20 protein-coding genes, 1 tRNA gene and 1 pseudogene are annotated in these 18,304 nt (G+C 69.5%); 9 read left to right on the forward strand and 13 right to left on the reverse strand.

The features are described 5' to 3' along the window. Window positions 1–2: 2 nt before the first annotated feature. Both WDJ58_RS04250 and WDJ58_RS04255 read right to left on the reverse strand, forming a co-directional pair. Window positions 3–675 (reverse strand): annotated as a pseudogene (locus WDJ58_RS04250) (IS6 family transposase). Window positions 676–1,341: 666 nt separating this feature from the next. Then, window positions 1,342–2,844, reverse strand: a complete 1,503-nt coding sequence (locus WDJ58_RS04255; RefSeq protein WP_338916384.1) for a sulfatase — start codon at window positions 2,842–2,844, stop codon at window positions 1,342–1,344. Between the two features lie 74 nt (window positions 2,845–2,918). Here WDJ58_RS04255 and WDJ58_RS04260 point away from each other — a divergent pair. Then, window positions 2,919–2,991 (forward strand) — tRNA-Arg (locus WDJ58_RS04260). Between the two features lie 237 nt (window positions 2,992–3,228). On the opposite strand, the gene WDJ58_RS04265 is transcribed toward WDJ58_RS04260, so the two are convergent. Further along, entirely contained in the window at window positions 3,229–3,381 is a 153-nt protein-coding gene (locus WDJ58_RS04265) for a hypothetical protein (protein WP_338916385.1), read from the reverse strand. Window positions 3,382–3,583: 202 nt separating this feature from the next. Between WDJ58_RS04265 and WDJ58_RS04270 the strand changes: the two genes are divergently transcribed. From WDJ58_RS04270 to WDJ58_RS04280, 3 genes are all read left to right on the forward strand, one after another. Then, window positions 3,584–4,615, forward strand: a complete 1,032-nt coding sequence (locus WDJ58_RS04270; RefSeq protein WP_338916386.1) for a metallophosphoesterase family protein — start codon at window positions 3,584–3,586, stop codon at window positions 4,613–4,615. Beyond that, the gene (locus WDJ58_RS04275; RefSeq protein ID WP_338916388.1) at window positions 4,612–5,421 is read left to right on the forward strand and encodes a DUF7260 family protein; all 810 of its coding nucleotides are present in this window, start codon (window positions 4,612–4,614) and stop codon (window positions 5,419–5,421) included. The genes WDJ58_RS04270 and WDJ58_RS04275 overlap by 4 nt, the downstream gene beginning before the upstream one ends. Before the next feature lie 69 nt (window positions 5,422–5,490). Continuing rightward, window positions 5,491–6,147, forward strand: coding sequence for a DUF309 domain-containing protein (locus WDJ58_RS04280; protein ID WP_338916389.1), 657 nt, complete (start codon window positions 5,491–5,493; stop codon window positions 6,145–6,147). Window positions 6,148–6,312: 165 nt separating this feature from the next. Here WDJ58_RS04280 and WDJ58_RS04285 read toward each other — a convergent pair whose 3' ends face one another. Next, window positions 6,313–7,368 (reverse strand): diacylglycerol/lipid kinase family protein, encoded by a 1,056-nt coding sequence (locus WDJ58_RS04285; protein WP_338916390.1) that lies wholly within the window; start codon window positions 7,366–7,368, stop codon window positions 6,313–6,315. Between WDJ58_RS04285 and WDJ58_RS04290 the strand changes: the two genes are divergently transcribed. Beyond that, complete coding sequence (locus tag WDJ58_RS04290) at window positions 7,367–7,753, forward strand: rhodanese-like domain-containing protein (RefSeq protein ID WP_338916391.1); 387 nt, start codon at window positions 7,367–7,369, stop codon at window positions 7,751–7,753. The genes WDJ58_RS04285 and WDJ58_RS04290 overlap by 2 nt on opposite strands. A gap of 142 nt (window positions 7,754–7,895) precedes the next feature. Here WDJ58_RS04290 and yciH read toward each other — a convergent pair whose 3' ends face one another. From yciH to WDJ58_RS04325, 7 genes are all read right to left on the reverse strand, one after another. Next, a complete protein-coding gene (yciH, locus tag WDJ58_RS04295; RefSeq protein WP_338916392.1) occupies window positions 7,896–8,189 on the reverse strand; it encodes a stress response translation initiation inhibitor YciH in 294 nt (97 codons plus the stop codon). A 99-nt stretch (window positions 8,190–8,288) separates the two neighbouring features. Next, window positions 8,289–10,532 (reverse strand): transglutaminase domain-containing protein, encoded by a 2,244-nt coding sequence (locus WDJ58_RS04300; RefSeq protein WP_338916393.1) that lies wholly within the window; start codon window positions 10,530–10,532, stop codon window positions 8,289–8,291. After that, complete coding sequence (locus WDJ58_RS04305) at window positions 10,529–11,539, reverse strand: DUF58 domain-containing protein (RefSeq protein WP_338916394.1); 1,011 nt, start codon at window positions 11,537–11,539, stop codon at window positions 10,529–10,531. The genes WDJ58_RS04300 and WDJ58_RS04305 overlap by 4 nt, the downstream gene beginning before the upstream one ends. After that, window positions 11,536–12,495, reverse strand: a complete 960-nt coding sequence (locus WDJ58_RS04310; protein WP_338916395.1) for an AAA family ATPase — start codon at window positions 12,493–12,495, stop codon at window positions 11,536–11,538. Before WDJ58_RS04310 ends, WDJ58_RS04305 begins: the two co-directional genes overlap by 4 nt. A gap of 193 nt (window positions 12,496–12,688) precedes the next feature. Then, window positions 12,689–13,051: a DUF5615 family PIN-like protein gene (locus WDJ58_RS04315; RefSeq protein WP_338916396.1), complete on the reverse strand. Its 363-nt coding sequence runs from the start codon at window positions 13,049–13,051 to the stop codon at window positions 12,689–12,691. A gap of 2 nt (window positions 13,052–13,053) precedes the next feature. Beyond that, window positions 13,054–13,362, reverse strand: a complete 309-nt coding sequence (locus WDJ58_RS04320; RefSeq protein WP_338916397.1) for a DUF433 domain-containing protein — start codon at window positions 13,360–13,362, stop codon at window positions 13,054–13,056. A gap of 99 nt (window positions 13,363–13,461) precedes the next feature. Further along, complete coding sequence (locus tag WDJ58_RS04325; RefSeq protein WP_338916398.1) at window positions 13,462–13,797, reverse strand: DUF7573 domain-containing protein; 336 nt, start codon at window positions 13,795–13,797, stop codon at window positions 13,462–13,464. Between the two features lie 98 nt (window positions 13,798–13,895). Between WDJ58_RS04325 and WDJ58_RS04330 the strand changes: the two genes are divergently transcribed. Further along, window positions 13,896–14,156 (forward strand): hypothetical protein, encoded by a 261-nt coding sequence (locus WDJ58_RS04330; RefSeq protein WP_338916399.1) that lies wholly within the window; start codon window positions 13,896–13,898, stop codon window positions 14,154–14,156. On the opposite strand, the gene WDJ58_RS04335 is transcribed toward WDJ58_RS04330, so the two are convergent. Next, window positions 14,086–15,144 carry a 5,10-methylenetetrahydromethanopterin reductase gene (locus WDJ58_RS04335; protein ID WP_338916400.1) on the reverse strand — a complete coding sequence of 353 codons (1,059 nt, stop codon included), beginning with the start codon at window positions 15,142–15,144 and terminating at the stop codon, window positions 14,086–14,088. The genes WDJ58_RS04330 and WDJ58_RS04335 overlap by 71 nt on opposite strands. A gap of 66 nt (window positions 15,145–15,210) precedes the next feature. Continuing rightward, window positions 15,211–15,996 (reverse strand): coenzyme F420-0:L-glutamate ligase, encoded by a 786-nt coding sequence (locus WDJ58_RS04340; RefSeq protein WP_338916401.1) that lies wholly within the window; start codon window positions 15,994–15,996, stop codon window positions 15,211–15,213. Window positions 15,997–16,188: 192 nt separating this feature from the next. Here WDJ58_RS04340 and WDJ58_RS04345 point away from each other — a divergent pair, with 192 nt between their 5' ends. The 3 genes from WDJ58_RS04345 to WDJ58_RS04355 all read left to right on the forward strand — a co-directional run bounded on the left by WDJ58_RS04345 (window position 16,189) and on the right by WDJ58_RS04355 (window position 18,278). Next, on the forward strand, window positions 16,189–16,704 hold the full coding sequence (locus WDJ58_RS04345; RefSeq protein WP_338916402.1) for a gamma carbonic anhydrase family protein: 516 nt from the start codon (window positions 16,189–16,191) through the stop codon (window positions 16,702–16,704). A gap of 70 nt (window positions 16,705–16,774) precedes the next feature. Beyond that, window positions 16,775–17,257 carry a deoxyuridine 5'-triphosphate nucleotidohydrolase gene (locus WDJ58_RS04350; protein WP_338916403.1) on the forward strand — a complete coding sequence of 161 codons (483 nt, stop codon included), beginning with the start codon at window positions 16,775–16,777 and terminating at the stop codon, window positions 17,255–17,257. A gap of 76 nt (window positions 17,258–17,333) precedes the next feature. Further along, the gene (locus WDJ58_RS04355; RefSeq protein WP_338916404.1) at window positions 17,334–18,278 is read left to right on the forward strand and encodes an oxidoreductase; all 945 of its coding nucleotides are present in this window, start codon (window positions 17,334–17,336) and stop codon (window positions 18,276–18,278) included. The last annotated feature ends 26 nt before the right edge of the window (window positions 18,279–18,304 follow it).

The following is an 18,304-nucleotide window of genomic DNA, read 5'->3' on the forward strand; positions in this document are numbered from 1 at the left end:
CCTCACCCGTAATAAGCACCTGGGCCGTGGCGGCGGTCGTATTTAGTTAGTGCATTGTGCCAGCGAGCAAAGACTTGGGGCCCCGACTCGGAAGTGGCTGGTTCGACGTGACTGAAGCAGTTCGAAAACGACGACGTCCGGCGTTTTGGCTCTCGAAAAACCGTTCGGCAGCGTTCCGATTTCCGTGGCGACACATCTGAAATCGGACCCTGCTCGTCGGAGTGCAGTTTGGCGATGTTGGGCTTCGTCGACGAGAAACACGGCGCTTTCGACATCGTGTTTTTCGCGGAGTTCACGGAGGAACATCTCGATGAGCGCAGTCGTGGTGGTCGAAAAGAGCCGGACGTGAAGCAGATCGTTCGCCTTTGGGTCTCCAGCGGCGTACAGCCGGAATTGCTGGTCGTTGACCCGAACCACTGCTTCGTCGAGCGCGATCTGATTCGGGCTCTGGCCAGCCTCGGGCTGTAGATCGGCTTTCCGCACCCAATCGTGGATCGCTTTTCGACTGCGTTGGACACCCAACGCGTCGAGGAGATCGACGGTATTCGACAGCGAGAGACCCGCAAGATACGATTGAATACCCAACGCCATCGCTGGCTGGGGTGTCCGTTCGCGCTCTACAACATCCAAATCTATCCAGTCTCTAACTCCGGTGAGGCGGGCGATCTCTGGCATAGACCACCAAGAAATTCTCCCGCCTCGCTTTTCACGCTTGACTAAACACCACCGCTGTCACGGGACGATCTTCCGTTTCGTTCCGAATGGGTATCGGTATATCGACCGTTGCATCGCCAGACCTGTCCGACCTGCGTTCGACGACTCACGACCGATACGATACGGGGGACTTCTCAGTGGCTTCCGACTCGATTGTCCTCGCCGGGAAACCAGGACATCGCGGTTCGGGCTGAACTGCGGCCAGTACCCGCGGGTTCACTCACCAGTGGCGCCGGAAGTCTGGAGGCACTCCTGTAAAGGCCCGTGTGCGATCATGGCTGCGCCGTCGAGGGAGCGTAGGGTCCCCCATTCGGGAACCGGTGTGTCACACCCCGGACAGAGTCGAACCGCACGATCGCTTTCCGCTTGGGCGACCCACTTCTCAACGTCGGCGTCGTTTCCCTCCCAACCGCAGTCACAGCGGAAGGTAAGGTACGGTTCTTCGTAACTTCTCTCGACCCAGGGTTCGTCTGGCACGAACAAAACTTGAAGGATACTGATATATAACTTCTGGTGAGTCGCTTCGGCAAGGGCCAGACAGGTAAAGACGGCGGCGTATCCGTTCCACGGTGAGGGACGGAACGAACGTGCGATCGCTTCGTCGTCAGGTCGTGTTGAACAGCGGCCTCAGCGACTATCGGCGGCCCATTCGCCACTCCGATGGCCGCTTTCGATGCGCCACCTGAGCAGCGCGTTCCTGAGCTCCTGTTTTTTCTCTTGGGCCGCCGGGTCGTTCCAGAGGTTCTCCTCCTCGTCGGGGTCTTCGGTCAGGTCAAACAGCATCCCCTCGTCGTAGTCCACGAAGTGGACCAGCTTCCAATCCTCGGATCGAACCATGGTCATGAACTCCGTCTCCTGGAGAATGCCGTCTCGGGCGTGTTCGGCGAACACGTACTCGCGCCCGTTCCACTCGCCGACTTCGGGCCCCTCTTCCAGAATCGGTCGGAGGGAGCGGGCTTCCATGGAGTTCGGAACCTCTACGTCAGCGTACTCGAGGACGGTCGGACCGAGATCGAACAGCTGGCAGAGTTCGGAGATCTGACGACCGCCGTCGAACCGGTCCGGCGACCAGACGATCGTCGGGACACGGGTCACGACATCGTACATGGTCCACTTCTGGCTGTGACCGTGGTCGCCCAGCGCCTCGCCGTGGTCCGAGGTGAAGATCACGATGGTATCGTCGTAGCCATTTCGCTCCAGGGCGTCCATGATCTCACCGACCTTCTCGTCGATCATCGAGACGTTTGCGTAGTAATAGGCTCGCTGGCGGTGGCGCTGGTCGTCCGGCGCTTCGACCTGATGCACGACGGAATCGTGGTCGACCTGCTCGTTGTGTTCCCGGAGTCGCTTCATGGGTGTGGGCTGTCCCTCAAGGTCCTCCTCGGAGAGTATCGGGTCTGGCAAGTCTCGATCCAGATACTCCTCGGCCCACGTCTCGGTCGGGTCGAAGGGTGGATGCGGACCGGGGAACCCGACTTCCATGAACAGCGGGTGTTCCAGTTTTGGCATCGCGTCGAGCCACCAGGTCGCCCGGTCGCCGACGAACACGTCGGGGTGGAGGTCGTCCGGTGCTTCCCACTCGAAGGCACCGAGACGCGCCTCGTAGTCATCGATCTGACGGTAGAACTCCCGCCCCGGCCTCACCACACCACGAGCGGCCATCGCTTTGTCCAGTTCGTCCCAGTAGAACTTCTCGCCGGGCAAGGGTGGCTCGTCCCCCGGTACCGGTGCGAGATAACGATCTTTGTTTTCGACGATATGTCGCTCGTCGAACCCCATCGGCGTGCCGTAAGGTGCCGTGTGCATCTTGCCCACGTTGAGACAGTAGTACCCACTGTCCGAGAGGTCCTCGATCCAGGAGTGGCGCCACTCGTCGCCGTTCTTGTAGATGCCCGTCGTGTGCGGGTAGTACCCGGTAAAGAGGCTGGCTCGAGAGGGCGCACACGACGGTGCGGTAACGTGACAGTTCGTGAACGTCACGCCTTCCTCGACCAGGCGGTCGAGATGTGGCGTATCCATGTGAGTCGCACCGAGTGTGTTGATCGTATCGAATCGCTGCTGATCTGTATTGATAAGAACGATATTTGGACGATCGTCCGGCATTGGAATCCAGTAGGAACCCTGCTGCACACTATTTAAATCTCCTCACTACCGTGGCGGCCGGACCGTAACCCTAATACGCGGACCGGCGGTACTGTGGGTGAGTCCTGGTAGGGTAGTGGACTATCCTCCTGGCTTGCGGAGCCAGGGACCGGAGTTCAAATCTCCGTCAGGACGCTCCCTTCGGTCGCGCCCTGACGTGCCCACGCTCGCTTCGCTCGCGTGGACTCCGTCCGGACGTCATTCTCACGGAGTCACCCACGAGCGCCCGCCGTGGCGCTCGCACGGTGCGGAGCGCCCTGACGTGCCTCGCGCTGACTCCGTTCCCGTCAGGACGCTCCTATCGGCACGACGACGGGATCTCCGCGTGGCGTGTGCTCGCCCGACACCGAGCGGCGTCGTTCGAGGTCACTCTCACTCCGCCCCGTCGTCCGCCTCGTTTTCCTCGCTCTCCTCCTCGCCCATCGCCGTCGCCAGCGCCCACCCGAAGTCCCGTTCCCGCCACCTGGCGACCTCCTCCGGGCTCGCGTCCGGCGGCGGTCGCTCCGGCCGTTCCGAATCGGTCATTCCCGTCTCGGACTGCTCGTCTCGCGCACTTAACGGCCCGCAGGGAATCGATCACCGATCCGAACGCGAGGCTCGATCGATCGGTCTCCCCGCTGGTGGGCCCACCTGGATATATACTGGTGCGCTATCTCTACCGAATTCAGTATCTCGATATATACAACATACGACCGCTTATGTGGCGGTCGGTCGCGCCCTCGCGTACATGGTGTCGAGACCGCTCCGAACCCGCGCGGGTCCGGTGCTCGCCTCCCTCCCTCGGCCCACCCTCCCGACGCCGACGACGCTGGCTGTCGTCTCGGACCCGCACCTCGCGCCCGACGCCCGCGGGTCCTGGAAGGTTCTCCACCGCAGTCCCGACCGGTTCCGTGCAGCGCTGGCCGACGCGGATCGGCGGGGGGTCGACGCCGTGCTCTCGCCGGGCGACCTGACGAAGGACGGCGCGCCGGAGGAGTTCGTACTCGTCGACGAGGTGCTCGACGATCACGCGGCTCCCCTCGTGGCCGTCCCCGGGAACCACGACGTACCCAAGCCCCGCTGGGATCCCTACGAGACGCCCCCGGTCGAGCGGTTCGCCGAGCGGTACGGGACGGGGCGTCTCCCGTTCGTCGAGCGTGTCGGCGGGCTGGACGTCGTGGGATTGAACTCCGCGTCGACCCCCGACGGGTCGCTCTCGGACACCCACGAGGGAACCGTCGGCCCCGTCCAGCGGGAGTGGCTCGACCGCACGCTCCCGGCTCTCCGGACGCCTCTGGTCTGTCTCCACCACGGCGTCACTCACCCGGCTTCCCGGACCGACACCGAGGGGTTCGATCCGGGTGGACACTATCGGGTTCGGGACGGCGACGCGCTACGGGAGCTACTCGTCCGTCACGACGTCCCGCTCGTCGTCTCGGGCCACGTCCACTGGCCGGGGGTCGCGCCGGTCGGTGACGGGTACGAGGTGGCCGCGCCCGCGACCTGCTCGCTCCCGCCGTCCTACCTCCTGCTCCACGTCGGCCCCCGGGGGACGGCGGTCGAACTGGTCGCCCTGACGGACCGCGCGGGGTTCGAGGAGGCGTACGCCTCCGCCCGCGAGGGGAACGACCACGGTCGAGCGGTCGCCGCAAGCGCCGTCTCGACGGGACTCGTCGACGACCTCCTGCTCGCGGCCGAGGCCGGGCCGCCGACCTCGGCGTACCGACTGAGCGCGACCGATACCCCGGCCCGCTCGGACGCCGACGGGGGGATGCCGTGACCGACCCCGACCCCGACCGTCTCGCGACCGCCGAGCGGATCCTCCGGCGCGAGCGCCGACGGACCGTCGACGAGCGCGAGGCGTTCGACGCCCTCCGGGCCGCCGTCCGGGACACCCCGACCGAGCGCGCCCAGTCGGTTCCTCCCGAGTCCCCGGCACCGTCGGTACTGTCCGGGGCGACGAACACGGGTTCGAACGGTGCCACGGCCGTCCGCAGGGCGTACGAGCGGACCGTGATGGCGGTCCCGCACTACGAGGAGGAGTACGGCGACGCACTCCGGGAGAGCCTCGAAGCCGAGTTCGGAACGGAGGTCGTCGTCGGGCTCACTGATCTCGGCCGCCTCACGCCCGGCCTGAAGCGGGCCGTCCTCGACGCTGCCGGGACCGCTCGCGCCGAGCGCGACCGGTTCGTCGAGGCCCTCGACGCCGAGGCCGACTCGCTGCGCGGAAGCGAGACCCGGCTCGCCGTGATCCGCGACGAACTCGGGACGCTCGCCGACGAACCGACCCCGGACTTCGGTGCACGGGACGCCGTCCGGGCCCGGCTTGGCGTCCTCGCTGGCGACTGCGACGCCGTCGCCGACGACCGGCAGGCGACCCTCCGCGAGTGGGACGACCGCTTCGACCCCCCTGCGGGGGTGCCGGATCTTCCACGGTACCTCTACGCCGACCTCGACGCGACGTACCCGGTCCTCGCGACGGTGGCCGAGGTGGGCGAGCGGGTGACGCGGCTCCGCCGGTGTGTCGAACGCGAGATGGCCGCCCCGCCGCGCGCCGACGACGCTCCGGGCACGTCGTCCGACTGACGTCCGTACCGACGCCGGACGGCAGTGACTCACCTCCCGATTTTTCCCTGCTCGACCCGAACCGGAGGTATGGAGGACGCCTCCCCCGACCGCGCGGACGCCGACCTCGACGCGCGGCTCCGGGCCGGCGTCGCGCTCTACGCGGCCGGGCGGTACCGCGCCGCCCACGACCCGTGGGAGGCGGCCTGGCACGGCTCGACCGGCGACGACGACCCGTTCCTCCACGGGCTCGTGCAGTTCACCGCCGCCGTCCACCACGGGCTCGCGGGCAACCGCGAGGGAGCGACCGGGCTCGCCCGCTCGGCGGGGGAGTACCTCGCGGGGCTCCCGCCGCGGTACCGCGGGATCGACCTCGACCCGATCAGGGCGTTCCTCCCCGAACTGGAGCGCGATCCGGTGACGGCCGCCGAGGAGCCCCCGGAGCTCCGGTACGAGGGCCGGCAGCTGTCGCTCTCGGTCATCGAGTTCCCGGCCGCCCGGCACGCCGCCGCCGCCCTCGCCGAGGACCTCGACGGGTACGACGAGGCCGTCGTCGAGCGGGCGGGCGAGTACGCCCTCGCCGACCTCGACGCCGGCCGGGCGACGACGCCGTTCGTCGCGCTCCTGCTCGACTTCGTCGACCCCGGCGAGGTGAGTCGTGCGCTCGTCTACGCACGACTGGAGAGCCACGTCGAGAAGCGCGACGCCGAGGCGTCCGACGTCGACGGGCTGTTCGACCTCGAGTGAGGTCGGACGCCCCGGATCGCCCAGAGAACCCCTGGTGTCCGGGCCGTCTCCCCCGTCGGCCCGGACGTGTGTCGATACCCGCGCCGATACGAAACGGTACGGACGATTCTCACGACTCTGTACTCTGGTAGGTGAGTGTGAGTCCGACCGACCCGCCCCGTCGGGTCACTCCTCCCGGACGCCGTTCGGATCCGGGTCGTAGTCCTCGCCGACCCGGAGGTCGAGCGTCCGCGGGAGGGCGTACAGCTCTATCTCCTCCCGCTCGAACAGCTCGCCGTCCCGGGAGAACCGGATCGGTCCGTCGCAGGCGACCTCGACCTCCGAGGCCGGGAAGTGCTGGACGTGCTCGGTCCCCTCGCCGAGGATGCGGTGGGTGATCGCCTCGGTGACGAGGTTGCCCGCCGGCATCCGCTCGACGACGGCCACGTCGAACAGGCCGTCCTCCATGTCGGCCTGTCCGCCCTCCTCGACGAACTTCCGGGCGTTACCGACGAGGACGGCGATGGCCTCGCCGGCCCAGGCCTCGGTTCCGCTCCCGTTTCTGGTCTCGATCTCGAGCGAGAGCGGCTCGAACGAGGCGGCCTCCTGGAGCGCCGTGACGAGGAACGCGAGCGTGCCGAACCGCTCCTTGAGGTCGCTCGTGGCCGCCGTGGAGGCCTCGGCCGGGAGGCCGGCGATACAGGAGACGATGAACGGCTCCCCCTCGGCCATCCCGACGTCGACCGACCGGACGGGCCCGGAGCCGGCGAGTTCGAGCCCGTGGGCGACGTCGTGCACGCCGATGTTCCCCGCCAGGAGGTTGGCCGTCCCCGCGGGGATCACCGAGAGGGTGACCTCCTCGAGGTAGTCGGCGTCCTCGAGCCCGCGGAGCGCCTCGTTTATCGTCCCGTCGCCGCCACAGACCGCCAGCTCCGAGACGCCCTCCTCCGCGGCCTCCCGCGCCAGTCGGACGGCGTCGTCCTCCCCTTCGGTCTCCCGGACGTCGAACCCCATCTCCCGGGCGCGGATCCGGACGTCCTCGGCGTGATCGCCCGAGCCGCTGATCGGGTTCATCACCAGCGTCCGCGAGCCGTCCTGCATGACCCCATCGATGGGATCGATGCACTTAGTGGAGTCGGCTCGGAGTCGATGCTCCATGCCCCCGATCACCGTCGCCCCGTCGCTCGCACCGCCGCCGTCGATCCGACCGCTTATTCCGCTCGCTCCCCATCGCTCGCGCATGGACGACGAGATATCGGCCGCCGAACTCCACGACCTGCTCGAGTCGGGTCCGGTCCGCGTGGTGGACATCCGGTCGCCCGCGGCGTTCGCCCGCGGTCACGTCCCCGGGAGCGAGAACGTCCCGTTCGCCGAACTCACCTCACGGATCGAGGAGTTCGCCGGCGAGGATCGGGTCGTGACGGTCTGCCCCCACGGGAAGGCGAGCGTCCAGGCGGCCAAGCTCATCGGCTCCTACGAGGGGTTCGGGGGACGGGTCGTCTCGCTCGAACCCGGCATCGAGGGGTGGGCCCGGGAGTACGACCTGGAGACCGACGCGGAGGCGGGCGAGGGGGGCGGCGCGGAGGCCGAGACCGATGGCGGTGGCGCCCCCGACGCACCCTTCTGAGCGGTCCACGGCGGACACCGGTGCCGCGGCTATCGGCGCTCGGTGATACCGGAGAGTCGGCGACAGTTCGGTCGTTCGATCGGGACACCGCCGAGCGGACGCTCGACGGCGGTGAGAAGGAGGCGGCTCGCTCGACGTGCGGTCAGGCGACGTTGAACCCCTTGTCGCGGAGGAAGTCCTCCACGCGGCCGGTGTGGTTCCCCTGCAGCTCGATGGAACCGTCCTCGACGGTCCCCCCGCAGGCGAACTTCGACTTGAGATCGCTGGACAGCGAGTCCATGTCCACGTCCTTCGGGTCGAACCCCTCGATGACCGTTACCTCCTTACCGTATCGGCGCTCGTCGATGCGGATACTGATCTCCTGGGACTCCTTCGCGACGTCCTCGCAGACGCAGAGTTCCTGGGGCAGTCCGCACGTCGAGCAGACTTCCGACATTACACCCTGTCGCTACTGAACGCGTGATATTAAACCCTGTCGGGACTCACGGGCTGGGTCACGGCCCGGAGCGGCCCGGATAGGGGTCGAGCGGTGCCGTCACTTGACGCCGGGCCGGTCCGAGACGAGGGCATCGGCGAGCTCGACCGCCTCGTCGGCCTCGGCCGCCGTCACGTCCCCCGCGTAGTGCGCCCGCTCGTAGAGTTCGCCCAGCCGACCGGCCCGACGGTCCATGACGTCCTCGAGGAACTGCCGGGGCGTCTCGCCGGGCCGGCGCGGCCGGCCCCGCCGGGCGGCGACGTACTCGAGGCGCTCGAACGCCCGCTCGACGTCGCGCTTCGGGTCGGTACGGGGCTGGTAGCGGAGCCACACCTCCCGGTATGCGCGCGTCGTCAGCCCGCTCCGGCGGGCCGCCGCGGCCGCCCCGACGAGGACGACCAGCCCGAAACCCATCTGCTCGCGGGTCAGATCGGGGATCTCGATCCCGCCCGACCCGCCGTCCGTCGTGGCTACCCCGCCGCCACCGGCGGCCCCGCTGATGGGGCTCTCCGGGCCCTGTGCGAGCCCTTCCTCCAGGTTCGGGTTCACGTCGGACGGCCCGGAGACGGGCGTCTCGAACCCCGACACCGACGGTGTCGACGTGAACGTGTTGTTCGCGGTCTCCGGGACGTCGACGTCACTCTCGCCCTCCCCGCGAGCGTCTTCGATGCGGCTCCGTTCGGCGGCCTCGCGCGGGCCCGACGGGGTGGGGTCGAACCGGACCCACCCCGTGTCGGGGAAGTAGACCTCGACCCAGGCGTGCGAGTCGAGCCCACGGGCGACCCAGGTGTCCTGTGCGACGCGCTCGCCGGGCGTGTAGCCGACGACCAGCCGCGCCGGGATCCCCTGGGTCCGGAGCATCGACACCATCGTCGTCGCGTAGTAGGTGCAGTAGCCCGCCTCCATCTCGAAGAGGAACGCGTCGGCGATGTTCCCGTCCGGTCTATCGACGTCGAGGGAGTACTCGCGGTTGTTCTCGAGCCACTGCTCGACGACGCGGGCGGTGTCGTAGGGGTTGCCCGCGTTGGCCGTGATCCGCGCGGTCCGGTCGGCGACCCGCTCGGGCTGGTTCGCCGGAAGCTGGGTGTACCGGTTCACGACCCCGTCCGGGTAGTCCGTCCCGGCCTCGCGGAGCTCCCCCGGGCTGGCGGAGACGACCCGTGACTCGACGGTGTAGCCGTCCCCGTTGCTCAGCGAGCCGTCGGGCTGGAGTCCACCCTCGGCGGTCACCCGGACGCCCACGTCGGCCGACCTGACCTCGTGGGGCTTCCACACCGCCGGCATGATCGTCAGGTCGCCGTAGGCGTCGAACGTCTGGACGACCGGACGGGACTGACCGGGCGGCGTCGGGAGGTCCCCCTCGAGCGGGCGGTCGGTGCCCGTTCGGACCCACCCCTGGCCGGTGTACCGGTCGTAGGATCCGACCCGCCAGTACGAGCGGGCCTCGCTCGTGACGGTGAACCGGACCCGCGGGGAGAGGCTGATGGAGCCGAGGATACCGATCTCGTCGCCGGCGTTGATCAGGCTGGCCTCGACCGTCCCCCCCTCGCCGCCTCCCGGGAGGACCGGCCCGCTCCCGCCGCCCCCACTCCCGGCGACCGCCGGGATGACCGACAGGGTCAGCGAGACGACGATCATCGTTGCGACGACCACCGCGACGGCGTCGGCCGCCGAGGGGGCGGCCTCCCGCGAGGCGAGGTCGCCGAAGCCGACCGCGGCCGCCGCCCCGACGACGCCGAACAGCACCGTCGGTGCCGCGGCGTCGCCCGTGAGCACGAACAGGCCGAGCGTCGCCCCCGCGACGACCACCGCGGCGTCGTAGCGCCGTCGCAGCGTGAGATACCACGCCAGGAACGTCGGGGCGGGCGCGGCCGCCTGGACCCAGACCCCCGCGTTGACGATTCGGAACACCGACAGGCCCGTCAGCAGCGCGATGGTGTCCTCGACGAGCGTGGCCTGTTCGAGCAGCACCTCGACGCTGAACGGCAGCGTCTGGACGTAGAGGTAGCCCCCGCCGACGACCATCGCGGCCGCGACGAACAGCGCCGGGGTCAGCGCGAGGAAACGGGCGAAGACGGTCGCTGCGAGTACCGCCCCGGCGACGACCGCCGCGAGGACGGCCGGGTCGCCCGCCACGTTCGAGACGGACCAGAGCACCGATAGCGGCGCGGCGAGCAGGAGGGCGACCCCGCCGATCGCCAGCATTCGGAGGGGATCGCCCCCGAGCGGGAGACTACCGAGGAACCCCCGATCACCGCCGGTCGTTCCACCCGTCGTGCCACTCGTTCGGCTCCCGGTGCTCACGCTATCACCTCCTCGTGGATCCCTGTCCCGGCGGGACCGACGGCCGAGTCGTCGGTCCCGACCAGCGACTCGAAGCGGTGGCGGGTCTCCCGTATCCGGACGGTCGTGCCGTCCTCGTCGGCGAACACGTGGACGTCCGCGCGGTCGCCGCGGCTGCCATCGATCCGCCCCGCCCCCGTCCGGGCGAGCAGTTCGAGTATACGGGTGCGGTGCTCCTCGCCGCGCCCCTCCTCGACCTCCCCGCCGGGAGCGACCACGTCGACGAGCAGGTCCGCGTCGAGCAGGTAGCCGGCGATGCTGGCGGCCGCGCTCGCCATCTCGTCGGCGTGTCCCACCTCGCTCTCGGCGACGATGCTGATACCGCCCTCGTCCTGGGCGGCGAACTCCGTGACGACGAACTCCTCGATGGGCCGTTTCGCGCTCGCCTTCCAGTTGATGTCCCGGAGCGAGTCCCCCGAACTGTACTCTCGGAGCCGATCGAACGCGTCGCGGTCCTGCGTTCCGGCCCGCTCGACCAGGCCGGCGAAGGCCGTCCGGTCTGCGATGGGCTCGACGCGCGGGTAGACCAGCATCGGCGTCGTCTCCCGTACGGCCGTCGTGTGGTAGACGAGTCCCAGCGTGTCCCGCTGGCGCACCGTCGCTGGACCGAGCGCGTGCTCGCCGCGTTCGAGCAGTTCGACCTCGTACTCGTAGCTCCCGTCGCCGGCGAGGCGTGCGTCCGGGTCGATGGCCCGGAGCCCCTCCTCGGTCGACTCGCCGACGTCACACGGGAGGTTCGACTCGACCGCCACGCTCACCCGTCTGGTCTCGCCGGGGAACCCCGGGACGGGCCTGGACCGCCGGACGACCGGCCGGCGGCGTCGGAGCACTTGGACGACGCCGATGGCGAGGGCGACGAGGCTCGGGACGAGCACGGCGTCGAGCGACCGGGCCCCGTAGCTCACGCCCAGGCCGAGCGCGAGTGCCGCGACGACGAGGACGCCGACCCCACGTCGGGTGAGTCTCATGGAACGCCGACGGAGGAGAGCGCCGCGTCGACGAGCTCCGCGGCCGTCCCCGATCCGGAGGCGGTGCGGATCCGATGGACGAACACCAGCCGGGCCTCGGCCTGGACGTCGTCGGGGATGACGTAGTCCCGCCCGTCGAGCACCGCCCGGCCCTGGGCGGCCCGGAGCAGCGATATCGACCCGCGGGGGGAGACCCCGAGCTGGGCGTTCTCGCGGGTGTACCGCGCGAGCGCGGTGACGTAGTCACGTATCGGCTCCTCGACGGTCACGGCCGCGCAGGTTCGCCGGGCCGCGACGAGCTCCTCGACGGTCGCCACGGGGTCGAGCGAGTCGATGGGGTGCTCGCCGACGACGTTCGCCAGCACGCGCGACTCCTCCCGGGCGTCGGGGTATCCCAGGTTGAGCTTCATCATGAACCGGTCGAGCTCCGCCGCCGGGAGCTCGTAGGTCCGGTCGCGCTCGACGGAGTTCTGCGTGGCGACGACGAAGAACGGGTCCGGGAGGGTGTGCGTCGCCCCGTCGACGGTGACGGTCCCCTCCTCCATCGCCTCCAGCAGGGCGGCCTGGGTCTTCGGCGGCGCGCGGTTGATCTCGTCGCCGAGGACGACGTTCGCGAACACCGGGCCCTCGCGGAACTCGAACTCGCGGGTCTGCTGGTTGAACACGTTCGTCCCCGTGATGTCCGCGGGGAGGAGGTCCGGGGTGAACTGCACCCGTTTGAACGAACACTCCAGCGACCGTGCGATCGCCCGCGCGAGCATCGTCTTCCCGACCCCGGGCACGTCCTCCAGGAGGATGTGCCCCCGTCCGAGGACGGCGACGACGAAGTGCTCGATAGCGTCGTGGTTGCCGATGATGACTCGCTCGGTGTTCTCGATGACGCTACGGGCGACGTCGCCGGCCTCGTCGACGCTCATCGGTGACTCTGCCGTCTCTGTGGGTTCGGCTTCTGTCATACTACCTCGTACGGGCCGGGTTCGACGCCGATCGACGGCCGCTGGCTACCGCCCGAACACCCCGTTCCTCGGGAACGCTTCCCCCCGTCCGGACCGTCCGTACCGTGCGGGCGGGCCTGAAAGCGGTTGACACGCACACTTCTACGGGTCCAGGGGGTGTAAGTTTGCTGGGTAGGGGCAGAGGACACGCTTATCATGGATCCTCGTGTCGATTCAGATCGGCTCTTCGGAGATGATACACCGGCGGGACATCTATCTGATCCCCGACGTACGAGTCCAGCAGATCGAGCAGTTCACCGATCTCTTCCGGCGTCAGATCGTCGTCCTGGCAGAACAGCACCGTCGCATCGCCGCGATGGTTCGGTTCGAGGAATCCCGTGTCGCCGGTGATCAGGAGTCGGTCGGTGTGATTGACGAAGGCAACGAGGTCGACTTCCGACGTTCCAGTTCCGAGTTCGTCTGCCGTCAGGACGTGGACTGCGTCGTGTCCACGACCTTCGAGTTCTGCTTCCGCTTCGCTCGCGACGTTCTCGTCCAACAGTATCCGAAACGGCACGCCTACGCGTCCTCCCCGATCTCGCCTTCGAGGTCCGAGAGCGACGGTGATCCGGCAGAAGAGGTCTCGACTCGCCGCTCCCGTTCGACCTCGATCGTGGCCATCTCGTCGGGGTGTTCGTGGTAGTACGTGAGCGCGGCGTAGACGTCGGCCACCCGAAGGTCGAACCGATCGGCGACTTCGGCTGCGGGGAGTCCGGACTCCTCGACGAGCACGCGTATCTGCCTGACCCCGATCCGTCGGCCCTCGATACGGGGCTCCCCGTGGAGGACATCTTCGGTCCTCACGATGCGGGCGGCACGCTGTGCCATACACGTAGGTAGTGACTTCTCGTATCTAAACCTCCGGGTCAGCGAGCGGACTCAGACCGATGCGACCGCTTCGAATCGTCTGGGTATCTGGTTATCGACCTACCACTCCTTGCACTCGACACACACCAGCCCGTCGGCCGACTCCCAGCGCTCCTCGACCCGCTCACCGCACGCCTCGCAAAGCCCGCCCTCGGGTGACCAGGCGTAGGTCGACCGCGCCGGTTCGACCTCGGCTGTCGACGGCGGACCCTCCTCGCTCTCGTCCGCCCCGTCGGTGTCCGATTCGCTCTCGCTCTCGATTTCGTCGTCGGGCTCGGGTTCGGCGTGTTCGGTCTCCGGGTCGTCGAACGTCTCGCCCTCGCTCGCACTAGTCCCCTCTACCTCGCTCTCCTCGTCGGGGTCCGAGAGGAAGTCGTCGAGCGAGGAGTCGCGCATACCCGATACTCGCCGGCCGGCCCTTTAGCGGTGACGGAGGTGTCGCGGAGCCGTCCGCGAGAGACAGGCACAAGTACCCCCCGTCCGGAGTCCGGGGCATGGTAGAAGCCACGAGCGGCGGGCTGGTGGAGAGCCTCGTCCAGCTCCTCACCGAGTTCGGACGGGTGGCCCTCGGCGTCGACCCGCTCACGACGATCCTCCTCCTCGTCGGCGCGGCCCTGACGGGCTTCTCGATGCTGGTGTTCGGTTACCTGGCCGTCGGGGGCGTCCTCGGCGGCATCGGGGACCTCATTCCGAGCCCGTCCCAGGGGGGTCCCCGGGGTGGTGGTCCCGGGGATCGGCCACGAGATCACGAGTAGCCCCGCCGAGCAGGTCGATCGCGCTCTCCGGGTCGGGTCCGAGCGGCGTCCCGAGGACGAGGCTGTCGGCGTGTTCGAGCACCGCCTCGGCGCGCTCGGCGACCGTCCCGGGCGTGCCGGCCATCGAGAACGCCTCGACCATCGCGGGCGTCACCGCCTCGAACGCCTCCGAGAAGTCACCCGCCGAGAGCCTCTCTCCCACCTTTTCGGCCGCTTTGCGATCGATACCGTGCCGTTCGAGGACCGGCGGAGCGATTCCGGCGGTGATGAACGCGACCGGCGGGCGGGCGGCCTCCTTCGCCTCCCCGGCGTCCTCGGCGACGGAGATGGCGGCGTACGCCGCGAGGTCGAACCCGTCGTCTCCCTCCCGAGCGTCGTCTCCCTCCGAGCCGTCGCCGGACCGCTCGGCGAGCCCCTCCTCGACCCGATCTCTCGCCCACGCGAGGTCGTCCGGGTGCGAGCCGTTGAACAGCAGGCCGTCGGCCCGCTTGCCGGCCATCCGGCACATCGACGGCCCCTCGCCGGCGACGTAGACCGGGATCGATCCCTCGACGTCGTACTTCAGGCCCGCGTCGCGGGCCGAGAAGGTCCCGTCGTGGGTGACCGTCTCGCCCGCCCAGAGCTCCCTGGCTACCTCGAACGCCTCCAGCACCGACCGGAGCCCGCGCTCCTCGGCGAGGTCGAGCGCCTCCAGGGTGGAGGGGTCACCCGGGCCGATCCCGTAGACGGCCCGCCCCCCCGAGGCCTCCTGGAGCGAGGCCATCCGCGAGGCGAGGGTCACGGGGTGGACCTCGTAGGGGTTGGCGGCGGCCGGACCGACCCGCACGCTCTCCGCCCGGCGCGCCACGCGGTCGAGCGAGACGAACGGGTCGCGGTTGAAGTAGTGGCTGGTGACGAACACGGTGTCGAACCCGGCGTCCTCCGCGAGGACGCCGAGGTCGGCGATGCGCGAGACGGGGTGTTCCGGGGTGAGTTCGATGCCGAGCATTGTGGGGTTCGTTTCGGGTCGAGCCGGTCGTCCGGTCGTCGGTCGAGCGAGTGCGGGATGGTCGGATCAGGGGGCCTCCTCCTCGCCGTGGGTCGTCGCGCCGTCCTCGTAGCTCCACGCCCGGAGCGCCTGCCGGATCAGGTCCCGTTCGGGTTCGCGGAACAGCCGGTCGCTCCCGGCGTGGTCGCCGAACTCGAAGTCGCGGATGACGGCCACCGGGGTCCCGCCGTCGCCCTCGCCGGTGACGAGGTTCGCCGCGCCGGCGAGTTCGTCGACGACGGCCTGGACGGTCACGTCGAGTTCGCGCCCCTCGCGGTCGTGCTCGCCCCGCCAGTCCCGCGCGGCGGGCATCCCCGCCCACCCGACCGCGACGCCGCGCTGGCCGTGTCTGAACGGCCGGCCCGACGTGTCGGTGACGATCACGGGCGCGTCGAGCGTCTCCGAGAGCGCCCGCGCGCTCGCGGTCGGGTCCTCCGGCAGGAGGAGGAGGTCCCACCCGGGGACGTTCGAGCGGTCGATACCCGCGTTGACGGTGATGTGGCCGAACCGCGTGGCGGCGAGCAGTATCGGCGCTTCGAGCAGCAGTTCGTCGGACTCCTCCAGTACGGCCTGTGCGAACCGGGGGTCCTTCTCCTCGCCGGCGATCGCCGAGATCCGGCGGGCGATCTGTTCGGCCCGTTCGGTCGGCGGGAACGAGAGGAGATCGGCCCCCCGTCCCTCGGCCTTCGAGACCACGGTGCTCGCCACGCAGACGACGTCGTCCGGTTCGAGGTCGACGCGCTCCGCGACCATCTCGCCGACGTCGTCGCCCGGCCGAACCTCGGGGATGCCGGGGACGGCGAACACCTCCATACCCGCGGGTTCGGGGCGGTCCGGCTAAAAGAGGTGCGGTCCGGGGTGTGATGCGACGGGGTCGACGGACTCCACCGAGAGGCAGTGCAGGTCGCTCCCGGGAGTCCTCGCAGGGTCGATCACTGCCTCACGGAGTCGCGGGTCCGGGCCATCGTGCCAAGAGCTTTCACGGATCGGGGCCCTCCCGGGTGTATGCCCGACAGGCGACACTACGGGTTCGAGGGGACGGCTCCGGCGGTCGACGAGGAAGCGCGCGTCAGCCACGAGTCGACGCTGGTCGGCGACGTCCGCGTGGGTCCGGACGCGAGCGTCTGGCCCGGAGCGGTCCTCCGGGGGGACGTCGACCCGGTCGAGGTAGGGCGCGAGAGCCACATCGGCGACAACGCGACCGTCCACGCCTCGAAGCTCGGCCAGCGGGTGATGGTCGGCCACTCCTGCGTGGTCAACGACTCGACGATCGGCGACGGGAGCCTCGTCGGGTTCAACTCCACGGTCGACCAGTCGCAGGTCGGCCGGGACTGCGTCGTCGCCGCCGGGGCCGTCGTCCAGCAGGGGACCACCGTCCCCGACGAGTCGTTCGCCCACGGCGTCCCGGCGAACATCGTCCCGCTCTCGGAGACGACAATCGACGTCGACCGCGTGTTCGAGGACTACCACTCCGGGGGGTACGCCGACCTCGCCGAACGCCACGACGAGCTCTTCGAGTAGGTCCGGCGGCTCCCGGACGAAGTACGTCCGCAGGAGTCAGCTATATGCGGGGACCGCCCGCGTGTCGGCCATGTTCCGAAGCGGCGCGTTCGTCGCCGAGCACGTCTCACCGACCGACGACGACCAGGTCCAGCCCAACGGCGTCGACCTCACGCTCGGCGCGGTGTACGAGCAGGTCGCTCCCGGTTACCTCGGCCGATCGGGGAAGACCGTCGGCGAGCGCCGTCCGGTCGAGCCGGTCGAGGAGGAGGACGCGGCGGACGTACCGACCTACCGCCTCGATCCGGGCGGGTACGTCGCCGAGTACGCCGAGCGGATCCGCATCCCGGAGGGGCACGTCGGGTTCGTCCTCCCGCGGTCCTCGCTCATGCGCAACTCCTCGATGCTCCACACGGCGGTCTGGGACGCCGGCTACGAGGGCCGGGGCGAGGGACTCCTCGAAGTCCACCACGAACTCGCGGTCGAGCGGGGGGCCCGTTTCGCCCAGTTCGTCCTTGCGGCGGCGGACCACGAGGGGACCTACGAGGGTGACTACCAGGGCGAGCGGCTCTGAGCCGGCGTCGTCGCGCGGCGGTCGTCGTCGTGGCCGCGAGCGACAGTCGCATCAACGCCCGGCCTCACGGGGGAGTATGAGCGACTGGACCGCCGCGGACGTTCCCGACCGGACCGGCCGGACCGCCGTGGTGACCGGCGCGAACGGCGGCCTCGGGCTGGAGACCACCCGCATCCTGGCGCGGAAGGGCGCGCGGGTCGTGATGGCCTGCCGGAGCCTCGACCGCGGGGAACGCGCGGTGGAGGACGTCCGCGTCACCGATCCCGACGCCGACCTCGACGTGCGCGAACTCGATCTCGCCTCCCTCGACTCGGTGGCGGCGTTCGCCGACGGGCTCGACGAGCCGGTCGACCTCCTCGTCAACAACGCGGGCGTGATGTGGGGGCCCTACCGGGAGACCGAGGACGGGTTCGAGGCGCAGTTCGGGATCAACCACCTCGGCCACTTCGCACTGACCGGCCACCTGCTCGACCGGCTCCGTACCGGGGACTCCACCCGGGTGGTGACGGTCTCCTCGGCACTCCACAGCCGCGCCGACGGCGTTCCCGACGAGTTCGACGAGCGCGAGTACGACCCGCGGGTCGCCTACGCCCGGTCGAAGCTCGCGAACCTCCTGTTCGCCTACGAACTCGATCGCCGCGCGGACCGGCTGACGAGCGCCGCCTGTCATCCGGGCTGGGCGGCGACGGACCTCCAGACCCGCGGGGCCGAGATCGCGGGCAACCGTCTACGGCTCCTCGTCACCCGGGCCGCGAACGCCCTCCTCGCCCAGGACCCGGCGGCCGGGGTGCTCCCGACGCTGTACGCCGCCACCGCCCCCGACGTAGTGGGTGGTGGCTACTACGGCCCCTCCGGGTTCATGAATATGCGCGGGCCCCCGGAACGACAGGCCTCCAGCGAGGCGTCGTACGACCGCGAGGCGGCCCGCCGGCTCTGGTCCCGCTCGGAGGCGCTGACGGGCGTCGAGTACGACCTTTCGCCGTCCGGCGAGGGAGACGAGGCCGACGCCGTCGGCGACTGACCACCGAGCGCGACCGCCCCCGCGGC

The sequence above is a fragment of the Salinirubellus litoreus genome (genome assembly GCF_037335815.1).
Lineage (GTDB): Archaea > Halobacteriota > Halobacteria > Halobacteriales > Haloarculaceae > Salinirubellus > Salinirubellus litoreus.